Here is a 15,995-nt window from a genome sequence, read left to right on the forward strand (position 1 = left end):
AAAGTAGCTACCATTGAATACGATCCAAACCGCAGTGCTAACATCGCTTTAATTCACTATGTAGACGGCGAAAAAAGATACATTCTTGCTCCTAAAGGACTTACAGTAGGGATGCAAATTGTCTCTGGTAAAGAAGTAGATATTAAAGTTGCCAATTGCCTTCCTTTAATGAATATTCCAATAGGAACCACCGTTCATAACATCGAATTAAAACCAGGTAAAGGCGGACAAATTGCTCGTAGTGCTGGTTCTTCTTGTCAAATTATTAGTAGAGAAGACAAATACGTGCTATTACGTCTTCAATCAGGCGAAGTTCGCAAAGTTCTTGGAACTTGTCGTGCTACTATTGGAGAGATCGGCAACGAATCTTATAAACTAATTAATTACGGTAAAGCAGGCAAAAAACGTTTCTTAGGAATAAGACCAACAGTAAGAGGTTCTGCGATGAACCCGAACGATCACCCTCATGGCGGTGGTGAAGGTAGAGCTCCTATTGGACGCAAATCACCAATGACACCTTGGGGCAAAAAAGCTCGTGGGGTCAAAACTCGTGACCTTAAAAAAGCATCTAATGCTTTAATTATTAGACGTCGTACAAAATAAGGAGTTGTTAATATGCCACGTTCAGTTAAAAAAGGACCTATTGTTGCTAGCCATCTATTAGCAAAAATAGAAAAACAAAAAAACTTAAAAAACAAAAAAGTGATCCAAACTTGGTCACGCAGTTCTACAATCACACCTATTTTTGTAGGACACAAAATCGCTGTTTATAACGGACGCGAACACATTCCAGTCTACATTACAGAAAACATGGTAGGACATAAGTTAGGTGAATTTTCCCCTACGCGTACTTACCGCGGACACAACAAAAAAGACAAAAAAATGCAAAAAAAATAATGGGAAGGAATAACTATGGAAACCAAAAACGCCAAAGCGATTGCTAGAAAAGTTTCAATCGCCCCTCGAAAAGCACGTTTAGTTGTTGATTTAATTCGAGGAAAAAATATTGCACAAGCTCAAGCCATTTTAACTTTTACCCCTAAAGTAGCTGCTCCCGTTATTTTAAAACTTTTAAACAGTGCTGTTTCCAATGCTGTTAATAATTTAAAATTAAACCGCGAACAACTTTATGTTAAAGAAGTTTTTGTCAACGAAGGTTTGCGTTTAAAACGTATGTTTCCAAGAGCTAAAGGTTCTGGTGATATGATTAAAAAAAGAACCAGCCACATTACTTTAGTAATAACTTCTAGCACAAACTTGCAAACATCAAAGGAGGAAGAACAAAGTGGGTCAAAAAACTAATCCTAACGGCTTAAGATTAGGCATTATTAGAACTTGGGAATCTCAATGGTGTGTTAATGATAAAGAAATTCCTAATTTAATTAAAGAAGATTTTTTAATTCGTAAACTAATCAATAATTTTACTAAAAAAAGTGCTATCAGTCAAATTGACATTGAACGCCTAAAAGAAAAAAATAAAAACCGTATCACTATTTCTGTCCACACCGCTAAACCAGGCGTTATTATTGGAAAAGATGGCGATACACGTAACAAATTAGTTGCCAAACTCAAAGAACTTACCCAAAAAGACGTTAATCTTAACTTGTTAGAAGTTAAAAACTCTGATAAAATCGCTTTATTAATTGCTCAAAATATGGCTGAACAACTAGAAAATCGTATGTTTTTCCGCCGTGTTCAAAAAATGGCAATCCAAAAAGCCCTAAAAGCTGGTGCCAAAGGAGTAAAAACTTTAATTTCTGGTCGTTTGGGTGGTGCTGAAATAGCTCGTAGCGAAGGACATGCCGAAGGCAGAGTTCCTCTACACACTCTAAGAGCAGACATCGATTACGCTGCTGTTGAAGCTCACACTACTTATGGAGTTTTAGGAATTAAAGTATGGATTTTCCACGGTGAAGTTTTACCAGGACAAACCATTCTAGACACTAGAAAACCGTTTGCTTCCCAATCTTCTAACACTCCTAACAGACGCCCTCGCAATTTCAAAGGAGGCAACAATAATCATGTTAATGCCAAAAAGAACTAAATATCGTCGTCCTCACCGCGTTAGTTTTGAAGGAAAATCCAAAGGTAAAAACGTTATTGCCAACGGAAACCACGCTTTGGTTGCCAAAGAAGGTGCTTTTATCACTAACAAACAAATTGAAGCCGCTCGTATTGCAATGACACGTTACATGAAAAGAACAGGAAAAGTGTGGATCAACATTTTCCCACATCTATCCTTAACTAAAAAACCTTTAGAAGTAAGAATGGGTTCTGGTAAAGGTTCTCCTGAAGAATGGGTAGCTGTGGTAAAAACAGGTAAAGTTTTGTTCGAAGTTAAAGACACCACTAATTCTTCCAAAGTAGAAATGGAAGCTTTAAGACTTGCGTCTCACAAACTACCGATTAAAACTAAAATCGTTAAAAAAGGTGCTGAAGTATGAAAACTCAAGAAATTTTAAAATTAAATCCAGAAGAATTAGAAAACAAAGTAGACAAGTTAAAACAAGAACTGTTTGATTTGCGTTTTCAATTAGCTTTAGGCAAACTCACTAACACTGCCAAAATCAAAAAGCTTAAAAAAACCATTGCTCGCATCAAAACAATCCTAACCCAAAAAAGCAATCAACAAACAGCCAATACTCCAATTTTTGTCACTTCCACTGCCAAACCTGTTTTAGCAAATCAAAGCCCAACCCCACAACCAACTACCCCTGATTTAGATGACACTGTAGAAACTATCAAGGAGGAACAACAATAATGCAACGCAATTTTAGAAAAACTTTCGTAGGTAAAGTAGTTTCAGATAAAATGGATAAAACCATTACTGTTATTGTTGATATTTACAAAAAAGACCCTTTATATGGCAAAAGAGTGAAACAATCGAAAAAATTCCACGTCCATGATGAAAATCAAGAAGCCAAACCAGGCGATTTAGTTAATTTTATGGAAACAAGACCTCTTTCTAAAACTAAAAGATTTCGATTATTCAAAATTCTTTCCCATGCAAAGAGCGCAAAGTAAGGAGATTTTGAGATGATTCAACGAGAAAGTCGTTTAGTTGTAGTTGACAACAGCGGTGCTAAAGAAGTTTTAGTTATTGGTATTTTAGGAGGCACTCGTCGTAGTCATGTAAATATCGGAGATATTGTATTAGTAACTGTTAAATCAGGTTCTGGTACAGTTAAAAAACATGACGTTCTAAAAGCTGTCATTGTACGCACCAAAAAAGGTCTAAGACGTAAAAATGGCTCTTACATTAAATTTGACGACAATGCTGTAGTACTTTTAAAAGAAGATTTAAATATTATTGGCACCCGTATTTTTGGTCCAGTAGTTAGAGAATTGAGTGATAAGAAATTTTCCAAAATAGTTTCTTTAGCCCAATTAGTTTTGTAAGGAGACAACTCAATGCGTATTAAAGTAGGAGAAACAGTAGCTATTTTAGCTGGCAAAGATCGTTTTGTAAAAGACGAATCAGGTAAAAAAATGACTAAAACAGGCAAAGTATTAAAAGTTTTTGCCAAAACTCAAAAAATTATTGTTGAAGGTGTCAACATCAAAACCAAACACCAACCCCCTTCACAAAACGAAGAAAAGGGCACCATCGTTAAACAAGAAGCTCCCATTCATGTTTCTAATGTAGCTTTAGTTTGCCCCCAAACACAAACTCCCACTAAAGTAGGAATTCGCATACAATCAGGTAAAAAAGTTCGTTATGCTAAAAAATCAAATCAAACATTAGACGAAAAAAATTAAGGAGGCTTTGCATCAATGTCAATGAAAAAAGAAAATACTCTAGACTATTCCAAAATCACTGCCACCTTAATGGAAACTTTTAATTATAAATCCGTTATGCAAGTCCCAAAAGTAGAAAAAGTTGTCATCAATATGGGCGTAGGCGATGCTATTTTTAATGTTAAAGTTTTGGATGATGTAGTAGAAGAATTAAAATTATTAAGCGGACAAAGCCCTGTTATCACTAAAGCCAAAAAAGCTATTTCTAATTTCAAATTACGTGAAGGCATGCCAATTGGAGCTAAAGTGACTTTAAGAGGAGCCCGCAAAGAGGCGTTTTTATACAAACTAACTCGTTTAGTTTTCCCCCGCGTAAGAGATTTTAGAGGCATTTCTAGTAAATCTTTTGACGGCAGAGGTAATTACGCTCTAGGATTAAAAGAACAAATCGTTTTTCCAGAAATTAATATCGACAAAGTTAAAAAAATTCGTGGCATGGATATCATCATTGTAACTACTGCCAAAAATAACACTCAAGCCAAAAAGCTTTTAGAGCTTTATGGTATGCCGTTTAAAAATTAAAGGAACTATTACTTATGGCTAAAAAATCCAAAATCGTAAAAGATCAAAAACAAAGAGAGCTAGTTTTAAAATATGCCAAACTACGCTTAGAACTTAAAAAAAAAGCTGACTATGCTGGATTGTCTCAAATTCCTGCCAAAGCATCACCTGTACGTTTAAAAAACAGAGATTCTATTGATGGAAGACCACGCGGATACATTCGTAAATTCGGCATTTCCCGCATTAATTTTAGGCAGTTAGCTCATCAAGGTAAATTACCTGGAGTCAGAAAAACTAGTTGGTAAAGGTAAAAAGGAGGCTCAAACATGGTTATGACAGACCCTATTGCAGATATGCTGACACGCATTCGTAATGCCAATCAAATGTCACATTTAAAAGTGTTAGTACCTGCTTCTAAGTTAAAATTAGAAATTTTAGCAGTTTTAAAAAAAGAAGGTTTTATTAAAGATTTTTATCTACCTCAGTCATCTCGCGAAATAATTATTAGTTTGAAATATTCTCCTAACAAAGAAAGAGTTATTAAAGGCTTAAAAAGAGTTTCCAAACCAGGACTTAGAGTTTATGCATCAGCAGAACAAATTCCTAAAGTGCTCAACGGTTTAGGAGTTGCTTTGGTTTCTACTTCTAAAGGAATTCTAACAGACGCTCAAGCTCGCCTTTCTCAAGTTGGTGGCGAAGTTTTAGCTTATATTTGGTAATTAATTGCCAAATCAAAAGTAGTTAAAGGAGATAAAGGAGAAAATTATGTCACGCGTAGGAAACAAAGCAATTGAAGTCCCTAATGCGGTTAAAGTTGATATCAAAGATAGAAATTTTATCTCAGTTGAAGGCCCTAAAGGCAAATTAGAATATCAATTCAATCACAGATTAACAATCACTAATGAAAACAAAGTCATCACAGTAAAACGCCCTAATGATGAAATTTTTATGAAAAAAATTCACGGCACCACTAGAGCCTTACTTTCCAATATGGTAGAAGGCGTAAGCAAAGGCTTTCAAAAAACCTTAAAAATTGTAGGGTTAGCTTATCGTGCTCAAATTAAAGATAAACAACTAATTTTATCTTTGGGTTTTTCTCATCCTTTAAGCGTTGCCATTCCTGATAATCTAGAAGTGGTAGTTAACCAAAACACAGAAATTGTTATCAAAGGAATTGACAAACAACTTGTCGGCGAATTTGCTGCCAAAAACGTAAAACTACGTAAACCAGAACCTTACAAAGGTAAAGGAATCCGCTACGTAGGACAATACGTTAGACAAAAAGCTGGGAAAAGCGCTAAAAAAACAAGAAAGGACTAAAAATAAGTTATGATAACCAAACAATCCTCTAACGTGCTTCGTAAAAAACGTCATCTTCGCCTTAGAAAAATTGTTTCAGGCACATCACAAAGACCACGTTTAAATGTTTTTAGATCTAATAAATTTCTTTATGTGCAAATAATTGATGACACCCAACAAACAACTCTATGCAGCGCTAATAGCAAAGAAGCCAATGTTTTGGGATCCAACATCAAAGCCGCTGAAGCAGTAGGCGCTCTTATCGCTAAAAAAGCTTTAGCCCAAGGCATTAAAAATGTTGTTTTTGATAGATCAGGGTATTTGTATCACGGCAAAATCAAAGCCTTAGCTGATGCTTGTCGTAAATCAGGCTTACAGTTTTAAAGGAGAAAAGCAAAATGAAAGCAATAAAGAAAGAATTTAACAAAAAAGGCCCTCTTTTAGAAGAAAAAGTTGTTAAAATTAATCGTATTACTAAAGTAGTTAAAGGCGGTGCTCGTTTTCGTTTTTCTGCTTTGGTAGTTGTTGGCGATAAAAAAGGGCAAATTGGTTTCGCCACCGCTAAAGCTAAAGAAATTGTAGAAGCTATTAAAAAAGCTTTAGAAAAAGCCAAAAAACAATTAGTTCGCATTCCTATTACAGGAACTACTATTCCTCATGACACTATTGGACGTTTTGGAGCGTCTAAGTTTTTTTTAAAACCAGCTTCCAAAGGAACTGGAATTGTTGCTGGAGGAAAAGCTGCTAGAACTATTTTAGAATTAGTAGGAATTAATGATGTTCTTACTAAAACTTTTGGTTCACGCACCTCTATTAACGTAATAAGAGCAGTAATGGATGGATTACAAAGTTTACGTACTAAAGAAGAAGTAGCTAAATTAAGAGGCATCACTTTAGCGAAAAAAGAACAATGAAATTAAAAATTACTCTTACTAAAAGCCTTATTGCTTGTCGTTTTAATCAAATTAAAACCGCTCACTGTCTAGGTTTGAAAAAAATTAACAATCAAGTTATTAAAGATGACACTCCAGCCATCCATGGAATGATTAAAACCATAAGTCATCTTGTTGTAGTTGAAAAAGTTTCTGATACAAAGGAGCAAAAATAATGTTACACACACTAAAACCGGTCAATAATGCTCGTAAATCCACTAAACGTTTAGGACGTGGACCTGGTAGTGGCACTGGTAAAACTTCTGGTAAAGGACACAAAGGACAATTAGCACGTTCAGGAAAAACTTTGCGTCCCGGCTTTGAAGGCGGACAAATCCCTTTTTTTCAAAGAATTCCTAAAAGAGGATTTCACAACTTTGCCCAAAAAAGATACGCCCTTCTTAACCTTAAAACTCTAGAAACCTTTCCTCAAGATACCGTTGTTACTCCTCAATTATTGTTAGAAAAAAAAATAATTAAAGACCAATTATGTGGCATTAAAGTTTTGGCGCAAGGAACTCTCACTAAAAAATTAGTCGTAAAAGCTTCAAAATTCTCCAAACAAGCTCAAGCAGCCATTTTAGCAGTTGGTGGAAATATAGAGGTAATTTAAAGATGAAACGTCAATTAAAATTAGTTTTAGGCAATCGTAAATTAATGTTTCAAATCTTTTTTACCTTATTTATTATTTCTATTGTTTGTTTAGGAACTTCTTGGCCTCTTCCTTTTATTAATACTAAATCCCTTGATTTGTCCAAACTTTTTGGGGTTTTTTCCATAAATGCTGGTACTCTTTTTGGATTGGGAATCACTCCTTACATCACTGCTTCCATTGTAGTGCAATTTTTGCAAAAACTTCTTCTTATTTGTCGCGAATGGAAAGACCAAGGACAAATGGGCAAACGCAAACTTAATCTTTTAACGCGTAGTCTTGCCTTATTGTTTGCTTTTGGGCAATCTTTTGCTTTTTTGAACAGTTATTCAAAACTTTTTGTCACATCAATAAGTACAAGCCAACTGTTTTTGTTAGCTTTAATTGCTACTGCAGGAGTTGCTGTTTTAATTTGGTTTGCTGACCTTATCAATTCCAAAGGCATTGGAAACGGGACTTCTATTTTAATTGTTGTTTCGATGAGCCACAGCCTAATTAATCTATTTGTAAATCTGAAAGAATCATATTTATCTCAAAACAATTTTTTAACTTTGAAAACTTTTAATTTTGCATGTATTGTTCTTTTGCTTCTCTTATTTTTAATTTTTACTGTAGTTGTGCAAATAACATCTTTAAAAATACCTATCAATTATGCGCGCAATCAAGTGCAAGGAAAAAGCTACATTCCATTAAAAATTAATAGTGCAGGAGTTATGCCAGTTATTTTGGCATCTGCTTTATTGCAACCTTTCCAGATGTTAGCAGGAGTTATTGGGAATACAAAATTTACAGAAGTAGTAGATTTTTTTGCCAAAACTAACTTTCCTGAAAACCAAATTAACTTTTTTGCCATAGGCTTTTTAGTCTTGTTAGTAATTGTTTTTTCTTTCTTTTCTGCTTTTATGAATGTCAATCCTGAAGATATTTCAGAACATTTATCCAAACAAGATGCCTATATTGCAGGTTTAAGACCAGGTGAACAAACTACTCGTTATTTAGCTAATACCTTATTTAAAATCACTGTTTTAGGAACTGTTTTTATTGCTGCTCTTGTTGTAACACCTATTCTTATGGAACATTTTTTAGGTTTGAAAGATATGAAATTAGGAGGAACCAGTTTGCTTATTATTGTTAGTGTAGCCCTTGAAACTATTCAACGCATCAAAGCTACTGCCAACAAAAAAGAATATCAAAAATTATTTTAATTAAGCAAACAAGACAATATGATACTAATATTATTAGGACCGCCCGGAATTGGTAAAGGGACTCAAGCTTCTGTTTTATCAGATATTTTAAAAATTAACCACATTGCAACAGGCGATATTTTTCGTAAAAATTTTAAAGAAAATACTGAATTAGGCATTTTAAGTAAAAAATTTATTGCTCAAGGACTTTTAGTTCCTGACGACATTACTAACCAAATGATAGCTGATTACTTGTCTAAGGACATCGCTACTAAAGATTTTTTATTAGACGGTTTTCCCCGCAATGTTTTGCAAGCTCGTTTTTTGGATGATTTTTTCAAAAACTCTCATTTATTTTTAACTAAAGTCATCTATTTTAACGCTGGTACCCAAGATTTAATGAAAAGAATTTTAGGACGCAGAATTTGTCCCGAATGTGGTAAGGTTTATCACATCGAAAACATTCCTCCCAAAACTCCAGGTATTTGTGACAAAGACCAAAAAACCTTAATTCAAAGAGAAGATGACAAACCAGAAACCTTCCTTAAACGCCTCAAAGTGTTTAATCAAGAAACATTGCCATTAGTGGAATATTATTGCGAACAAAATCAACTTTTTGAAGTAGATGGTATGCAAAACATCGACCAAGTTACTAAAATGATTTTAGAAGTTTTAGAAACAGACCGCAAATGATTTCCATCAAAACTCCTCATGAAATTGCTATCATGAAACAAGCAGGAAAAATCATTAACGAAGCACACAGATTGCTTGCTTCTTTTGTTATTCCAGGAATGTCAACTTTTGATCTAGATTTATTAGCTAAGAATTTTTATCAAAAAAAAGGTGTTATTTCTGCTTTTAAAGGTTACAACGGATTTCCCAAACATATTTGTGCCTCAGTTAATGAAGTGGTAGTTCACGGTATTCCTTCCAAAAAAACCATCCTTAAACAAGGTGATATCATTACTTTAGATTTAGGAATTAACTATCAAGGTTATTATGTTGATTGTGCTTATTCTTATGTTGTAGGAACTTTTTGCCAAACTACTCAAAACTTGCTTGCACTTACTCAAAAAGCCTTATTTCAAGGTCTTTTGCAAATTAAACCCCAAAATCATTTTTCTGACATTTCTCATGCCATTGAACTTTTTGCTAAAAACAATAATTTAGGCATCGTAGAAGAATTTACCGGACATGGTATTGGTACATCTTTGCACGAAGAACCCTATATTCCTAATTTTGGCAAACCCCACGAAGGCGCAATCCTACAACCAGGAATGACTTTTTGTGTAGAACCCATGCTTACTTTAGGAAATCCCGAAATTGCTATTTTGCAAGATAATTGGACTGTAGTTACCACAGACCAAAGTCTAAGTGCTCATTTTGAACACACAGTTTTAGTAACTCCTACAGGATACGAAATACTTGCATAATATGTTTTTCATTTTACCAAATTACATCACAACCACCCCCAAACCCAGAAATCAAAATTAAAGGAATCACTTTGAATGTCAAAAAACAATTTAAACGAAACTGAATCCAAAATTGAAATCGAAGCTAAAGTTGTTGAATTATTATCAAATGATAAATTTAAAGTAGAGCTTCCAAATAAAAAAACGATTATCGCTTATGTTTCTGGTAAAATACGTATCAACAACATACGCATTTTACCTGGTGATAAAGTAAGAATTGAATTATCGCCATACGACCCTACACGAGCACGAATCACTTATCGTTTTAAGTAAGGAGAAAAGATTATGAAAGTTAGAGCTTCAGTTAAAAAACGCAGTGAAGATGATATCATTGTTCGTCGTAAAGGACGCATTTATGTTATCAATAAAAAAAATCGTAGACACAATCAAAGACAAGGATAAAAGGAGATATTTATGGCGCGAATTGCAGGAATAGATATTCCAAGCAACAAAAGAGTAGTAATTGCACTAACTTATATTTATGGTTTAGGCAATAAATTATCTCATAAAATTTTAAACGAGTTAAACATTGACCAAAATATTAGAGTTAAAAATTTAACCGAACAGCAATTATCAGCTTTACGTAGTGAAATTACTAAATACAACGTAGAAGGCGACCTAAGACGTGAAGTTACTTTAAATATTAAACGTTTAATGGAAATTGGAGCTTACAGAGGGCTACGCCACCGTAAAGGATTGCCTGTAAGAGGACAAAAAACCAGAAACAATGCTCACACTGTTAAAGGTAAACCTAAAGCAATTGCTAGTAAGAAAAAATAATAAAATTAACTAAATAATAAAAATAATAAAGGAGAAAGGCATTGGCAAGAAAAAAAACTACCAAACGCAAAGTTAAAAAAAATGTTCCTTTAGGAATTGCACATATTCATACCACTTTTAACAACACTATCGTTACTATCACTGATCTTAACGGTAATGCTGTTACTTGGAGTAGTGCAGGTGCTTTGGGTTTTAAAGGAAGTCGTAAATCAACTCCCTTTGCATCACAATTAGCCGCTGAAGCAGTTGCCAAAGCAGCGATGGAACACGGAATGGTTAAAGTAGAAACTTTCATTACAGGACCAGGTCCCGGAAGAGAAGCAGCTATCCGTTCTTTGCAAGCAGCAGGATTAGAAATTACTGCTATTAAAGATGTTACTGCAGTACCACATAATGGTTGTCGACCGCCAAAACCTCCTAGAGGATAATAATCTTTTTCGACATTTCAAGGAGTAATTATGAAAAATATTAAATTTATTAAACCTTTTTTTGTTGAAGAAATTGATGAAAATCCCATTTCTGGGAAATTCACCATTAAACCTTTAGAAAGAGGATACGGCATTACTGTAGGAAACGCTCTAAGAAGAGTTTTGTTATCTTCTTTGCCTGGTGCTGCTATTGTAAATGTTAAAATTCAAGGAGTAGAACAAGAATTTACCACTATTCCTGGCGTTTATGAAGATGTCATGACAATTATTTTAAATTTAAAAAAAATTGTTTTTGCCGTAGACGACGAATCAGATGATTTTGAAGAAAAACTAGAACTAATTGCCAAAGGACCACAACGCCTAACCGCTTCTTCTTTCGAACTGCCTGCAGGAGTTAAAATCATCAACCCCGATCATTACATTACCACCCTTTCTGATGATGTTTGCTTTCATATGACAGTTACCATTAAAAAAGGCATTGGTTATGTTGGCGCCAAAGACAACAAAGTTCACGGAGAAAATCAAGTAGGCGTTATTGCAATTGATTCTTTATTTACTCCTGTTGTCAATGTTTCTTATCAAGTAGAAAAAAAATTAGGCAACAAAGACGAATTAACTATTGAAATTACCACTAACGGCGCTCTTTTAGCTAAAGAAGCTTTAGCAACTGCAGCTAGCATTTTAGTAGATCATTTTAATGTTTTAGTAGAATTAAGCCAAAAACCTGCTCATGTAGAATTTGTTTCTGAATCTAAAAAAGAAGCTCACAATTACGTACTAGATTTAGAAATTGAACAACTAGATTTATCTGTAAGACTTTTTAACAGTCTTAAAAGAGCAGGGATTGACACAGTTGCTGCTTTAGTAAAATTAAGTGAAAAAGAAGTTGTCAAACTTAAAAGCTTAGGACGAAAATCTTTCCAAGAATTAAAAGATAAATTTTTAGAATACGGTTTAGAATTCAATGATTATCTTAAAGAAGCTTTGCATCACAGCGTTGAAGAAGACAAAGACAAACATTAAAACTAAAAAACACATTAGAAAATAGAAAGGACAGATAAATTTTATGCCTTTTAGCAAATTAGGACGCAATAAATCTCAAAGAAGAGCTTTGTTAAGAACTTTAATGACTGATTTAATTGTGCAAGAAAAAATTATGATAACTGAATCCAAAGCTAAAGAATTACAAAAATTAGCTGATAAAATGGTTACTTTATCTAAAAAAAATACTTTGCATACTAGACGCCAAGCCAAAAGACATCTTTTTGATGAAAAAATCAACGATGACACTACAGTTTTGCAAAAACTATTTAAAGATATCTCCTCTAAATATCTTGATCGTCAAGGTGGATATACTAGAGTTATTAAAACTGTTCCTCGTCGTGGTGATGGTGCTCCAATGGCAATTATTGCTTTTGTTTAATAACAATTAACCGAGTATTTTTAGGTTCTTGCTCAAAAAACTTAAATTATCAAAACCTTCTTATCTTAAGGATTAAGGAGGTTTTTTTAATATTAACCCCTTTTTTCTTCACTCCTTATTTCCCATTTTAAATTCTTAATAAATATTTTGTAGTTACAAAAGGAGGCATTTTTGCAACACTTTTTTTATAAATTAATTTTAAGCTATGATGGCACTTGTTATTATGGATATCAAAAACAACCTCAAAAAATAACCGTGCAACAAACTTTCGAAAAAGCTTTAAAAAAAATGACCCATCAAAACATCCCTACTTTTGCAGCTAGTAGAACCGATAAAGGAGTCCATTCCCAAGGGCAAACCCTTCATTTCCAAACCACTTTTTTTCTAAAACCCACACATTTCCAAAAAACTCTTAATTATCTTTTGCCTCCTGATATTAGAGTTAGACAAATGAACTTTGCCACTCCTAATTTTCATGCTCGTTATTCAGCGAAATCAAAAATTTATCAATATGTTTTTTCCAAAAAACCTCTCAACGCTTTTAACCATCATTTTCAAATTTTTGCTGACAAACTTTATTTTGATAAAATCACCAAAGCCCTAAAATTTATTGAAGGCACCCATAATTTTTTTGCTTTTACTAGCGAGACCCAACCTAAAAATTTTTCTAAAACCATTTTTCAAGCCTTTCTCAAAGAAACTTCACACAAATATATTTTAGTTTTTCATGGAAACGGTTTTTTAAAATATATGATTCGTTTTTTGGTAGGAAGTTTAATTGAAATTGGTAAAAATAAACTTTCTTTGGAACAATTTCAAGCGATGTTATTAGGCAACACAACTAAAAAAGCAACCCTTTTGGCTCCTTCTAAAGCCTTAGTTTTAAAAAAAATTTTTTATTGATTTTGTGACAATAAATAAAAATACACAAAAAGGAGAATTTATACTAAATGTTTATTTCTTTTGAAGGTTGTGAAGGCACCGGAAAAACCACCCATTCACGTTATTTATTTGAAAAATTAAGTAAAAAATATTCGTGTGTTTTAACCAAAGAACCTGGTGGCGGTTTATTTAATGAAGTAATTAGAAATATTTTGTTGCATTCTTCTAACAAACAAATAGATTTCCACACTGAGGCTTTGTTATTTGCAGCAGATAGAGCAGAACATTTAAGCAAATTAATTATTCCTGCTTTACAACAAAACAAAATAGTTATTTGTGATCGTTATTTAGATTCGACTATAGCTTATCAAGTTTATGCTCGCGGTTTAAGTCAAGATTTTGTTTTAAATATTAATAATTTTGCTCTAAATTACATCCCCAACATTACTTTTTATCTAGATTTAGACCCTAAAATAGGCATTCAAAGAGTCAAACAATTTAGACCTAAAGAAATTAATTCGTTTGATTTGCAAAAACTGTCTTTTCATAAAAAAGTACGCAAAGGCTACCTTGACCTTTGTCAAAAAGACCAACAAAAAAGAATTTTTTTAATTGATGCAAGCAAGCCCTTGGAAAACATTTATAACATCATTGAACAAAAACTCAAAGAAGTCTTTCAAATAGAATTATGAACAAAACCCAATCTTTGTTAGCCAAATTTAACCAAATTATCCAAAATAATAAACTCGCCCATCTTTATTTAGTTGTTGGCTCCACTCTTTCCCGACAAAAATTATTTGTTTTGGAACTTGCCTATCGTATTTTCAAACCTCATGACCCTCATCTTTTGAAAAAAGATACCTTACTTAATTCGCAATACCCCAATTTTTATTATTTAACCAAACAAAACCATCTTTTTACCAAAGAACAAATTTTGCAATTTCAAAAAAACTTTTTGCAAACTTCTTTATTCGGAACCCAAAGAATTTATGTAATTGAAGAAATAGAAAAAATAACTACCCAAACTTCCAACAGTTTATTGCATTTTTTTGAAAATCCTTCCAACAACAATACTATAGGCTTTTTATTAACAAATAATTTAGAACAAGTTTTACCAACCATAGTTTCTCGTTGTCAAATTATTAATATCTCTGATACTGTGGATGCAAAATCACAAAATTTAGACTCTAAAACCAAATCCCAAATAGATGCTTTTGATTTTTCCTTAAGTAATTTAATAAATAAAAATTCCGATCAAATGGATTTATTTGTTGCCAGCGATTATTATCAAAATTTTAAACAATTTTTTTTGGATTTTCTTATTCAATTCCCAAAAACAATTTCATTAAAATTAGCAGTTTTTGCCTCTCCTCTGCTTGCAAAACTTATCTCTTGTCCTCATTTTTTAAATGATTTTTTATCAGTATTATTACGTTTTTTTTCTGATATTTTATATGAAAAAACACCTAACTCCAAAACACCCATTTATTTTTCCAAAACACAAATTTTAACAAATCCAGAATATCAAAAATACTATCAAACCCTGCCCCTTCCAACCACTTTTAATATTTTAAAAATTATTCACCAAATTTACAAAAAACAAAATATATTATCTAACCAAGAAAATCTTTTCATGGCTTTGTTAATTCAATTAGAAGCCCAAAGACTTTCATTTTAAATCTTTAAAAATTTGCACCCCCCCCTATTTAAAGCAATATAAAATTTTGCACACACCCAAACCCAACAAATAAGGTAAAAAATATGTTATTTCAACAACAAAGTTTTTGCAACGCCAAACCTACTTTATATTTGGTAGCAACTCCCATAGGCAATTTACAAGACATCACCTTAAGAGCACTTGCCACTTTAAAAGAAGTTTTTTTAATTTTAGCAGAAGATACTAGAAGAGCCAAAAAACTTTTACACACTTATCAAATCCAAACACCTTTACTTTCTTATTATGAACACAATCAAACAAGAAGGCTACCTCAAATTTTAGAACTTTTATCACAAGGAAAAAATATTGCCTTAATTAGTGATGCAGGCACTCCTCTTATTAGCGATCCTGGGTTTTCTTTGGTTTGTGAAGTGCAAAAACATGGTTTTAATGTGGTAGCGATTCCAGGAGTATCTGCTTTTTTAACTGCTTTTATGACTTCTGCCATCCCTTCACCTTTTATCTTTTTGGCTTTTTTACCCCGTTTGTCTCAAGCTTTGGAAAAATATTTACTCCAATATAAAAACACCTCAGAAAGCCTTGTTATTTACGAATCTCCTCATAGAATTAAAAAGACTTTACTTTTAATACATAAATTATATGGTAATAGAAAAATTTCTTTAGCGCGCGAATTGACTAAAAAATTCGAAACCATTATCAATTGCAATCTTGACTCTATTTTAGAATTTGATTTAATTAATAAGGGCGAATATGTCATTGTTGTTGCAGGCAACCCCAACCCCAACGAACATTTGCTTGCTCTAAGCATAAACGATCACGTTCTTTTTTACCTTAAATTAGGCTTTAACGAAAAAGAGGCTTTTAGCAAAGTTGCTCAAGAAAGAAACATTACCAAAAAAGAAATTTATCACCAATACAAAATCAAAAACCCCCAATCTTGATTTGATTTCCCAAACCACATGCAGA

The 15,995-nt window shown here is 33.0% G+C and carries 30 protein-coding genes; all 30 read left to right on the forward strand.

What is annotated here, in order from left to right:
* Positions 1 to 603, forward strand: a 603-nt coding sequence (gene rplB, locus OYV_RS01840) for a 50S ribosomal protein L2 (RefSeq protein WP_042068022.1), incomplete at its 5' end; no start/stop codon positions are given.
* A 12-nt stretch (positions 604 to 615) separates the two neighbouring features.
* Positions 616 to 897 (forward strand): 30S ribosomal protein S19, encoded by a 282-nt coding sequence (rpsS, locus tag OYV_RS01845; RefSeq protein WP_011412797.1) that lies wholly within the window; start codon positions 616 to 618, stop codon positions 895 to 897.
* 15 nt (positions 898 to 912) lie between these two features.
* The gene (gene rplV, locus OYV_RS01850; protein WP_024563686.1) at positions 913 to 1,302 is read left to right on the forward strand and encodes a 50S ribosomal protein L22; all 390 of its coding nucleotides are present in this window, start codon (positions 913 to 915) and stop codon (positions 1,300 to 1,302) included.
* Entirely contained in the window at positions 1,286 to 2,044 is a 759-nt protein-coding gene (rpsC, locus tag OYV_RS01855) for a 30S ribosomal protein S3 (protein ID WP_042068025.1), read from the forward strand. Before rplV ends, rpsC begins: the two co-directional genes overlap by 17 nt.
* Positions 2,022 to 2,444, forward strand: coding sequence for a 50S ribosomal protein L16 (gene rplP, locus OYV_RS01860; RefSeq protein ID WP_011160582.1), 423 nt, complete (start codon positions 2,022 to 2,024; stop codon positions 2,442 to 2,444). The genes rpsC and rplP overlap by 23 nt, the downstream gene beginning before the upstream one ends.
* Positions 2,441 to 2,761 (forward strand): 50S ribosomal protein L29, encoded by a 321-nt coding sequence (gene rpmC, locus OYV_RS05635; protein ID WP_042068026.1) that lies wholly within the window; start codon positions 2,441 to 2,443, stop codon positions 2,759 to 2,761. Before rplP ends, rpmC begins: the two co-directional genes overlap by 4 nt.
* Positions 2,761 to 3,024, forward strand: a complete 264-nt coding sequence (rpsQ, locus tag OYV_RS01870) for a 30S ribosomal protein S17 (RefSeq protein WP_011160584.1) — start codon at positions 2,761 to 2,763, stop codon at positions 3,022 to 3,024. The genes rpmC and rpsQ overlap by 1 nt, the downstream gene beginning before the upstream one ends.
* 12 nt (positions 3,025 to 3,036) lie before the next feature.
* Positions 3,037 to 3,399 (forward strand): 50S ribosomal protein L14, encoded by a 363-nt coding sequence (rplN, locus tag OYV_RS01875; protein WP_011160585.1) that lies wholly within the window; start codon positions 3,037 to 3,039, stop codon positions 3,397 to 3,399.
* A gap of 12 nt (positions 3,400 to 3,411) precedes the next feature.
* Positions 3,412 to 3,759 (forward strand): 50S ribosomal protein L24, encoded by a 348-nt coding sequence (rplX, locus tag OYV_RS01880; protein WP_042068028.1) that lies wholly within the window; start codon positions 3,412 to 3,414, stop codon positions 3,757 to 3,759.
* A 21-nt stretch (positions 3,760 to 3,780) separates the two neighbouring features.
* Positions 3,781 to 4,320, forward strand: a complete 540-nt coding sequence (gene rplE, locus OYV_RS01885; RefSeq protein ID WP_042068029.1) for a 50S ribosomal protein L5 — start codon at positions 3,781 to 3,783, stop codon at positions 4,318 to 4,320.
* 14 nt (positions 4,321 to 4,334) lie between these two features.
* Positions 4,335 to 4,604: a 30S ribosomal protein S14 gene (gene rpsN / locus OYV_RS01890; RefSeq protein ID WP_011160588.1), complete on the forward strand. Its 270-nt coding sequence runs from the start codon at positions 4,335 to 4,337 to the stop codon at positions 4,602 to 4,604.
* A 21-nt stretch (positions 4,605 to 4,625) separates the two neighbouring features.
* Positions 4,626 to 5,018: a 30S ribosomal protein S8 gene (gene rpsH, locus OYV_RS01895; protein WP_011412787.1), complete on the forward strand. Its 393-nt coding sequence runs from the start codon at positions 4,626 to 4,628 to the stop codon at positions 5,016 to 5,018.
* Between the two features lie 46 nt (positions 5,019 to 5,064).
* Positions 5,065 to 5,619, forward strand: coding sequence for a 50S ribosomal protein L6 (gene rplF / locus OYV_RS01900; RefSeq protein ID WP_042068030.1), 555 nt, complete (start codon positions 5,065 to 5,067; stop codon positions 5,617 to 5,619).
* 9 nt (positions 5,620 to 5,628) lie between these two features.
* Positions 5,629 to 5,982: a 50S ribosomal protein L18 gene (gene rplR / locus OYV_RS01905; RefSeq protein WP_042068032.1), complete on the forward strand. Its 354-nt coding sequence runs from the start codon at positions 5,629 to 5,631 to the stop codon at positions 5,980 to 5,982.
* A 14-nt stretch (positions 5,983 to 5,996) separates the two neighbouring features.
* Entirely contained in the window at positions 5,997 to 6,512 is a 516-nt protein-coding gene (gene rpsE, locus OYV_RS01910) for a 30S ribosomal protein S5 (RefSeq protein WP_042068033.1), read from the forward strand.
* Complete coding sequence (rpmD, locus tag OYV_RS01915) at positions 6,509 to 6,706, forward strand: 50S ribosomal protein L30 (protein ID WP_042068034.1); 198 nt, start codon at positions 6,509 to 6,511, stop codon at positions 6,704 to 6,706. Before rpsE ends, rpmD begins: the two co-directional genes overlap by 4 nt.
* A complete protein-coding gene (gene rplO / locus OYV_RS01920) occupies positions 6,706 to 7,143 on the forward strand; it encodes a 50S ribosomal protein L15 (RefSeq protein WP_042068035.1) in 438 nt (145 codons plus the stop codon). The genes rpmD and rplO overlap by 1 nt, the downstream gene beginning before the upstream one ends.
* A 2-nt stretch (positions 7,144 to 7,145) precedes the next feature.
* Entirely contained in the window at positions 7,146 to 8,387 is a 1,242-nt protein-coding gene (gene secY / locus OYV_RS01925; protein WP_042068036.1) for a preprotein translocase subunit SecY, read from the forward strand.
* Between the two features lie 18 nt (positions 8,388 to 8,405).
* Positions 8,406 to 9,059 carry an adenylate kinase gene (locus OYV_RS01930; protein ID WP_042068037.1) on the forward strand — a complete coding sequence of 218 codons (654 nt, stop codon included), beginning with the start codon at positions 8,406 to 8,408 and terminating at the stop codon, positions 9,057 to 9,059.
* Positions 9,056 to 9,799 (forward strand): type I methionyl aminopeptidase, encoded by a 744-nt coding sequence (map, locus tag OYV_RS01935; RefSeq protein WP_042068038.1) that lies wholly within the window; start codon positions 9,056 to 9,058, stop codon positions 9,797 to 9,799. The genes OYV_RS01930 and map overlap by 4 nt, the downstream gene beginning before the upstream one ends.
* A 75-nt stretch (positions 9,800 to 9,874) precedes the next feature.
* Positions 9,875 to 10,111 carry a translation initiation factor IF-1 gene (gene infA / locus OYV_RS01940; protein WP_011160598.1) on the forward strand — a complete coding sequence of 79 codons (237 nt, stop codon included), beginning with the start codon at positions 9,875 to 9,877 and terminating at the stop codon, positions 10,109 to 10,111.
* Between the two features lie 12 nt (positions 10,112 to 10,123).
* Positions 10,124 to 10,240 carry a 50S ribosomal protein L36 gene (rpmJ, locus tag OYV_RS01945; RefSeq protein ID WP_011160599.1) on the forward strand — a complete coding sequence of 39 codons (117 nt, stop codon included), beginning with the start codon at positions 10,124 to 10,126 and terminating at the stop codon, positions 10,238 to 10,240.
* 12 nt (positions 10,241 to 10,252) lie between these two features.
* Positions 10,253 to 10,618: a 30S ribosomal protein S13 gene (gene rpsM, locus OYV_RS01950; RefSeq protein ID WP_042068039.1), complete on the forward strand. Its 366-nt coding sequence runs from the start codon at positions 10,253 to 10,255 to the stop codon at positions 10,616 to 10,618.
* 41 nt (positions 10,619 to 10,659) lie between these two features.
* Positions 10,660 to 11,046 (forward strand): 30S ribosomal protein S11, encoded by a 387-nt coding sequence (rpsK, locus tag OYV_RS01955; RefSeq protein WP_042068040.1) that lies wholly within the window; start codon positions 10,660 to 10,662, stop codon positions 11,044 to 11,046.
* A gap of 30 nt (positions 11,047 to 11,076) precedes the next feature.
* Positions 11,077 to 12,069, forward strand: coding sequence for a DNA-directed RNA polymerase subunit alpha (locus OYV_RS01960; RefSeq protein WP_042068041.1), 993 nt, complete (start codon positions 11,077 to 11,079; stop codon positions 12,067 to 12,069).
* 43 nt (positions 12,070 to 12,112) lie between these two features.
* Complete coding sequence (gene rplQ / locus OYV_RS01965; protein ID WP_011160603.1) at positions 12,113 to 12,469, forward strand: 50S ribosomal protein L17; 357 nt, start codon at positions 12,113 to 12,115, stop codon at positions 12,467 to 12,469.
* Positions 12,470 to 12,640: 171 nt separating this feature from the next.
* On the forward strand, positions 12,641 to 13,372 hold the full coding sequence (gene truA, locus OYV_RS01970; RefSeq protein ID WP_011160604.1) for a tRNA pseudouridine(38-40) synthase TruA: 732 nt from the start codon (positions 12,641 to 12,643) through the stop codon (positions 13,370 to 13,372).
* Positions 13,373 to 13,419: 47 nt separating this feature from the next.
* Positions 13,420 to 14,043, forward strand: a complete 624-nt coding sequence (gene tmk / locus OYV_RS01975; RefSeq protein WP_011160605.1) for a dTMP kinase — start codon at positions 13,420 to 13,422, stop codon at positions 14,041 to 14,043.
* Positions 14,040 to 15,029 carry a DNA polymerase III subunit delta' gene (locus tag OYV_RS01980; protein WP_011160606.1) on the forward strand — a complete coding sequence of 330 codons (990 nt, stop codon included), beginning with the start codon at positions 14,040 to 14,042 and terminating at the stop codon, positions 15,027 to 15,029. The genes tmk and OYV_RS01980 overlap by 4 nt, the downstream gene beginning before the upstream one ends.
* 83 nt (positions 15,030 to 15,112) lie before the next feature.
* Positions 15,113 to 15,970, forward strand: coding sequence for a 16S rRNA (cytidine(1402)-2'-O)-methyltransferase (gene rsmI / locus OYV_RS01985; protein ID WP_042068042.1), 858 nt, complete (start codon positions 15,113 to 15,115; stop codon positions 15,968 to 15,970).
* The last annotated feature ends 25 nt before the right edge of the window (positions 15,971 to 15,995 follow it).

Origin of the sequence: 'Chrysanthemum coronarium' phytoplasma, from assembly GCF_000744065.1 — a bacterium.
Taxonomy (GTDB): domain Bacteria; phylum Bacillota_I; class Bacilli_A; order Acholeplasmatales; family Acholeplasmataceae; genus Phytoplasma; species Phytoplasma asteris.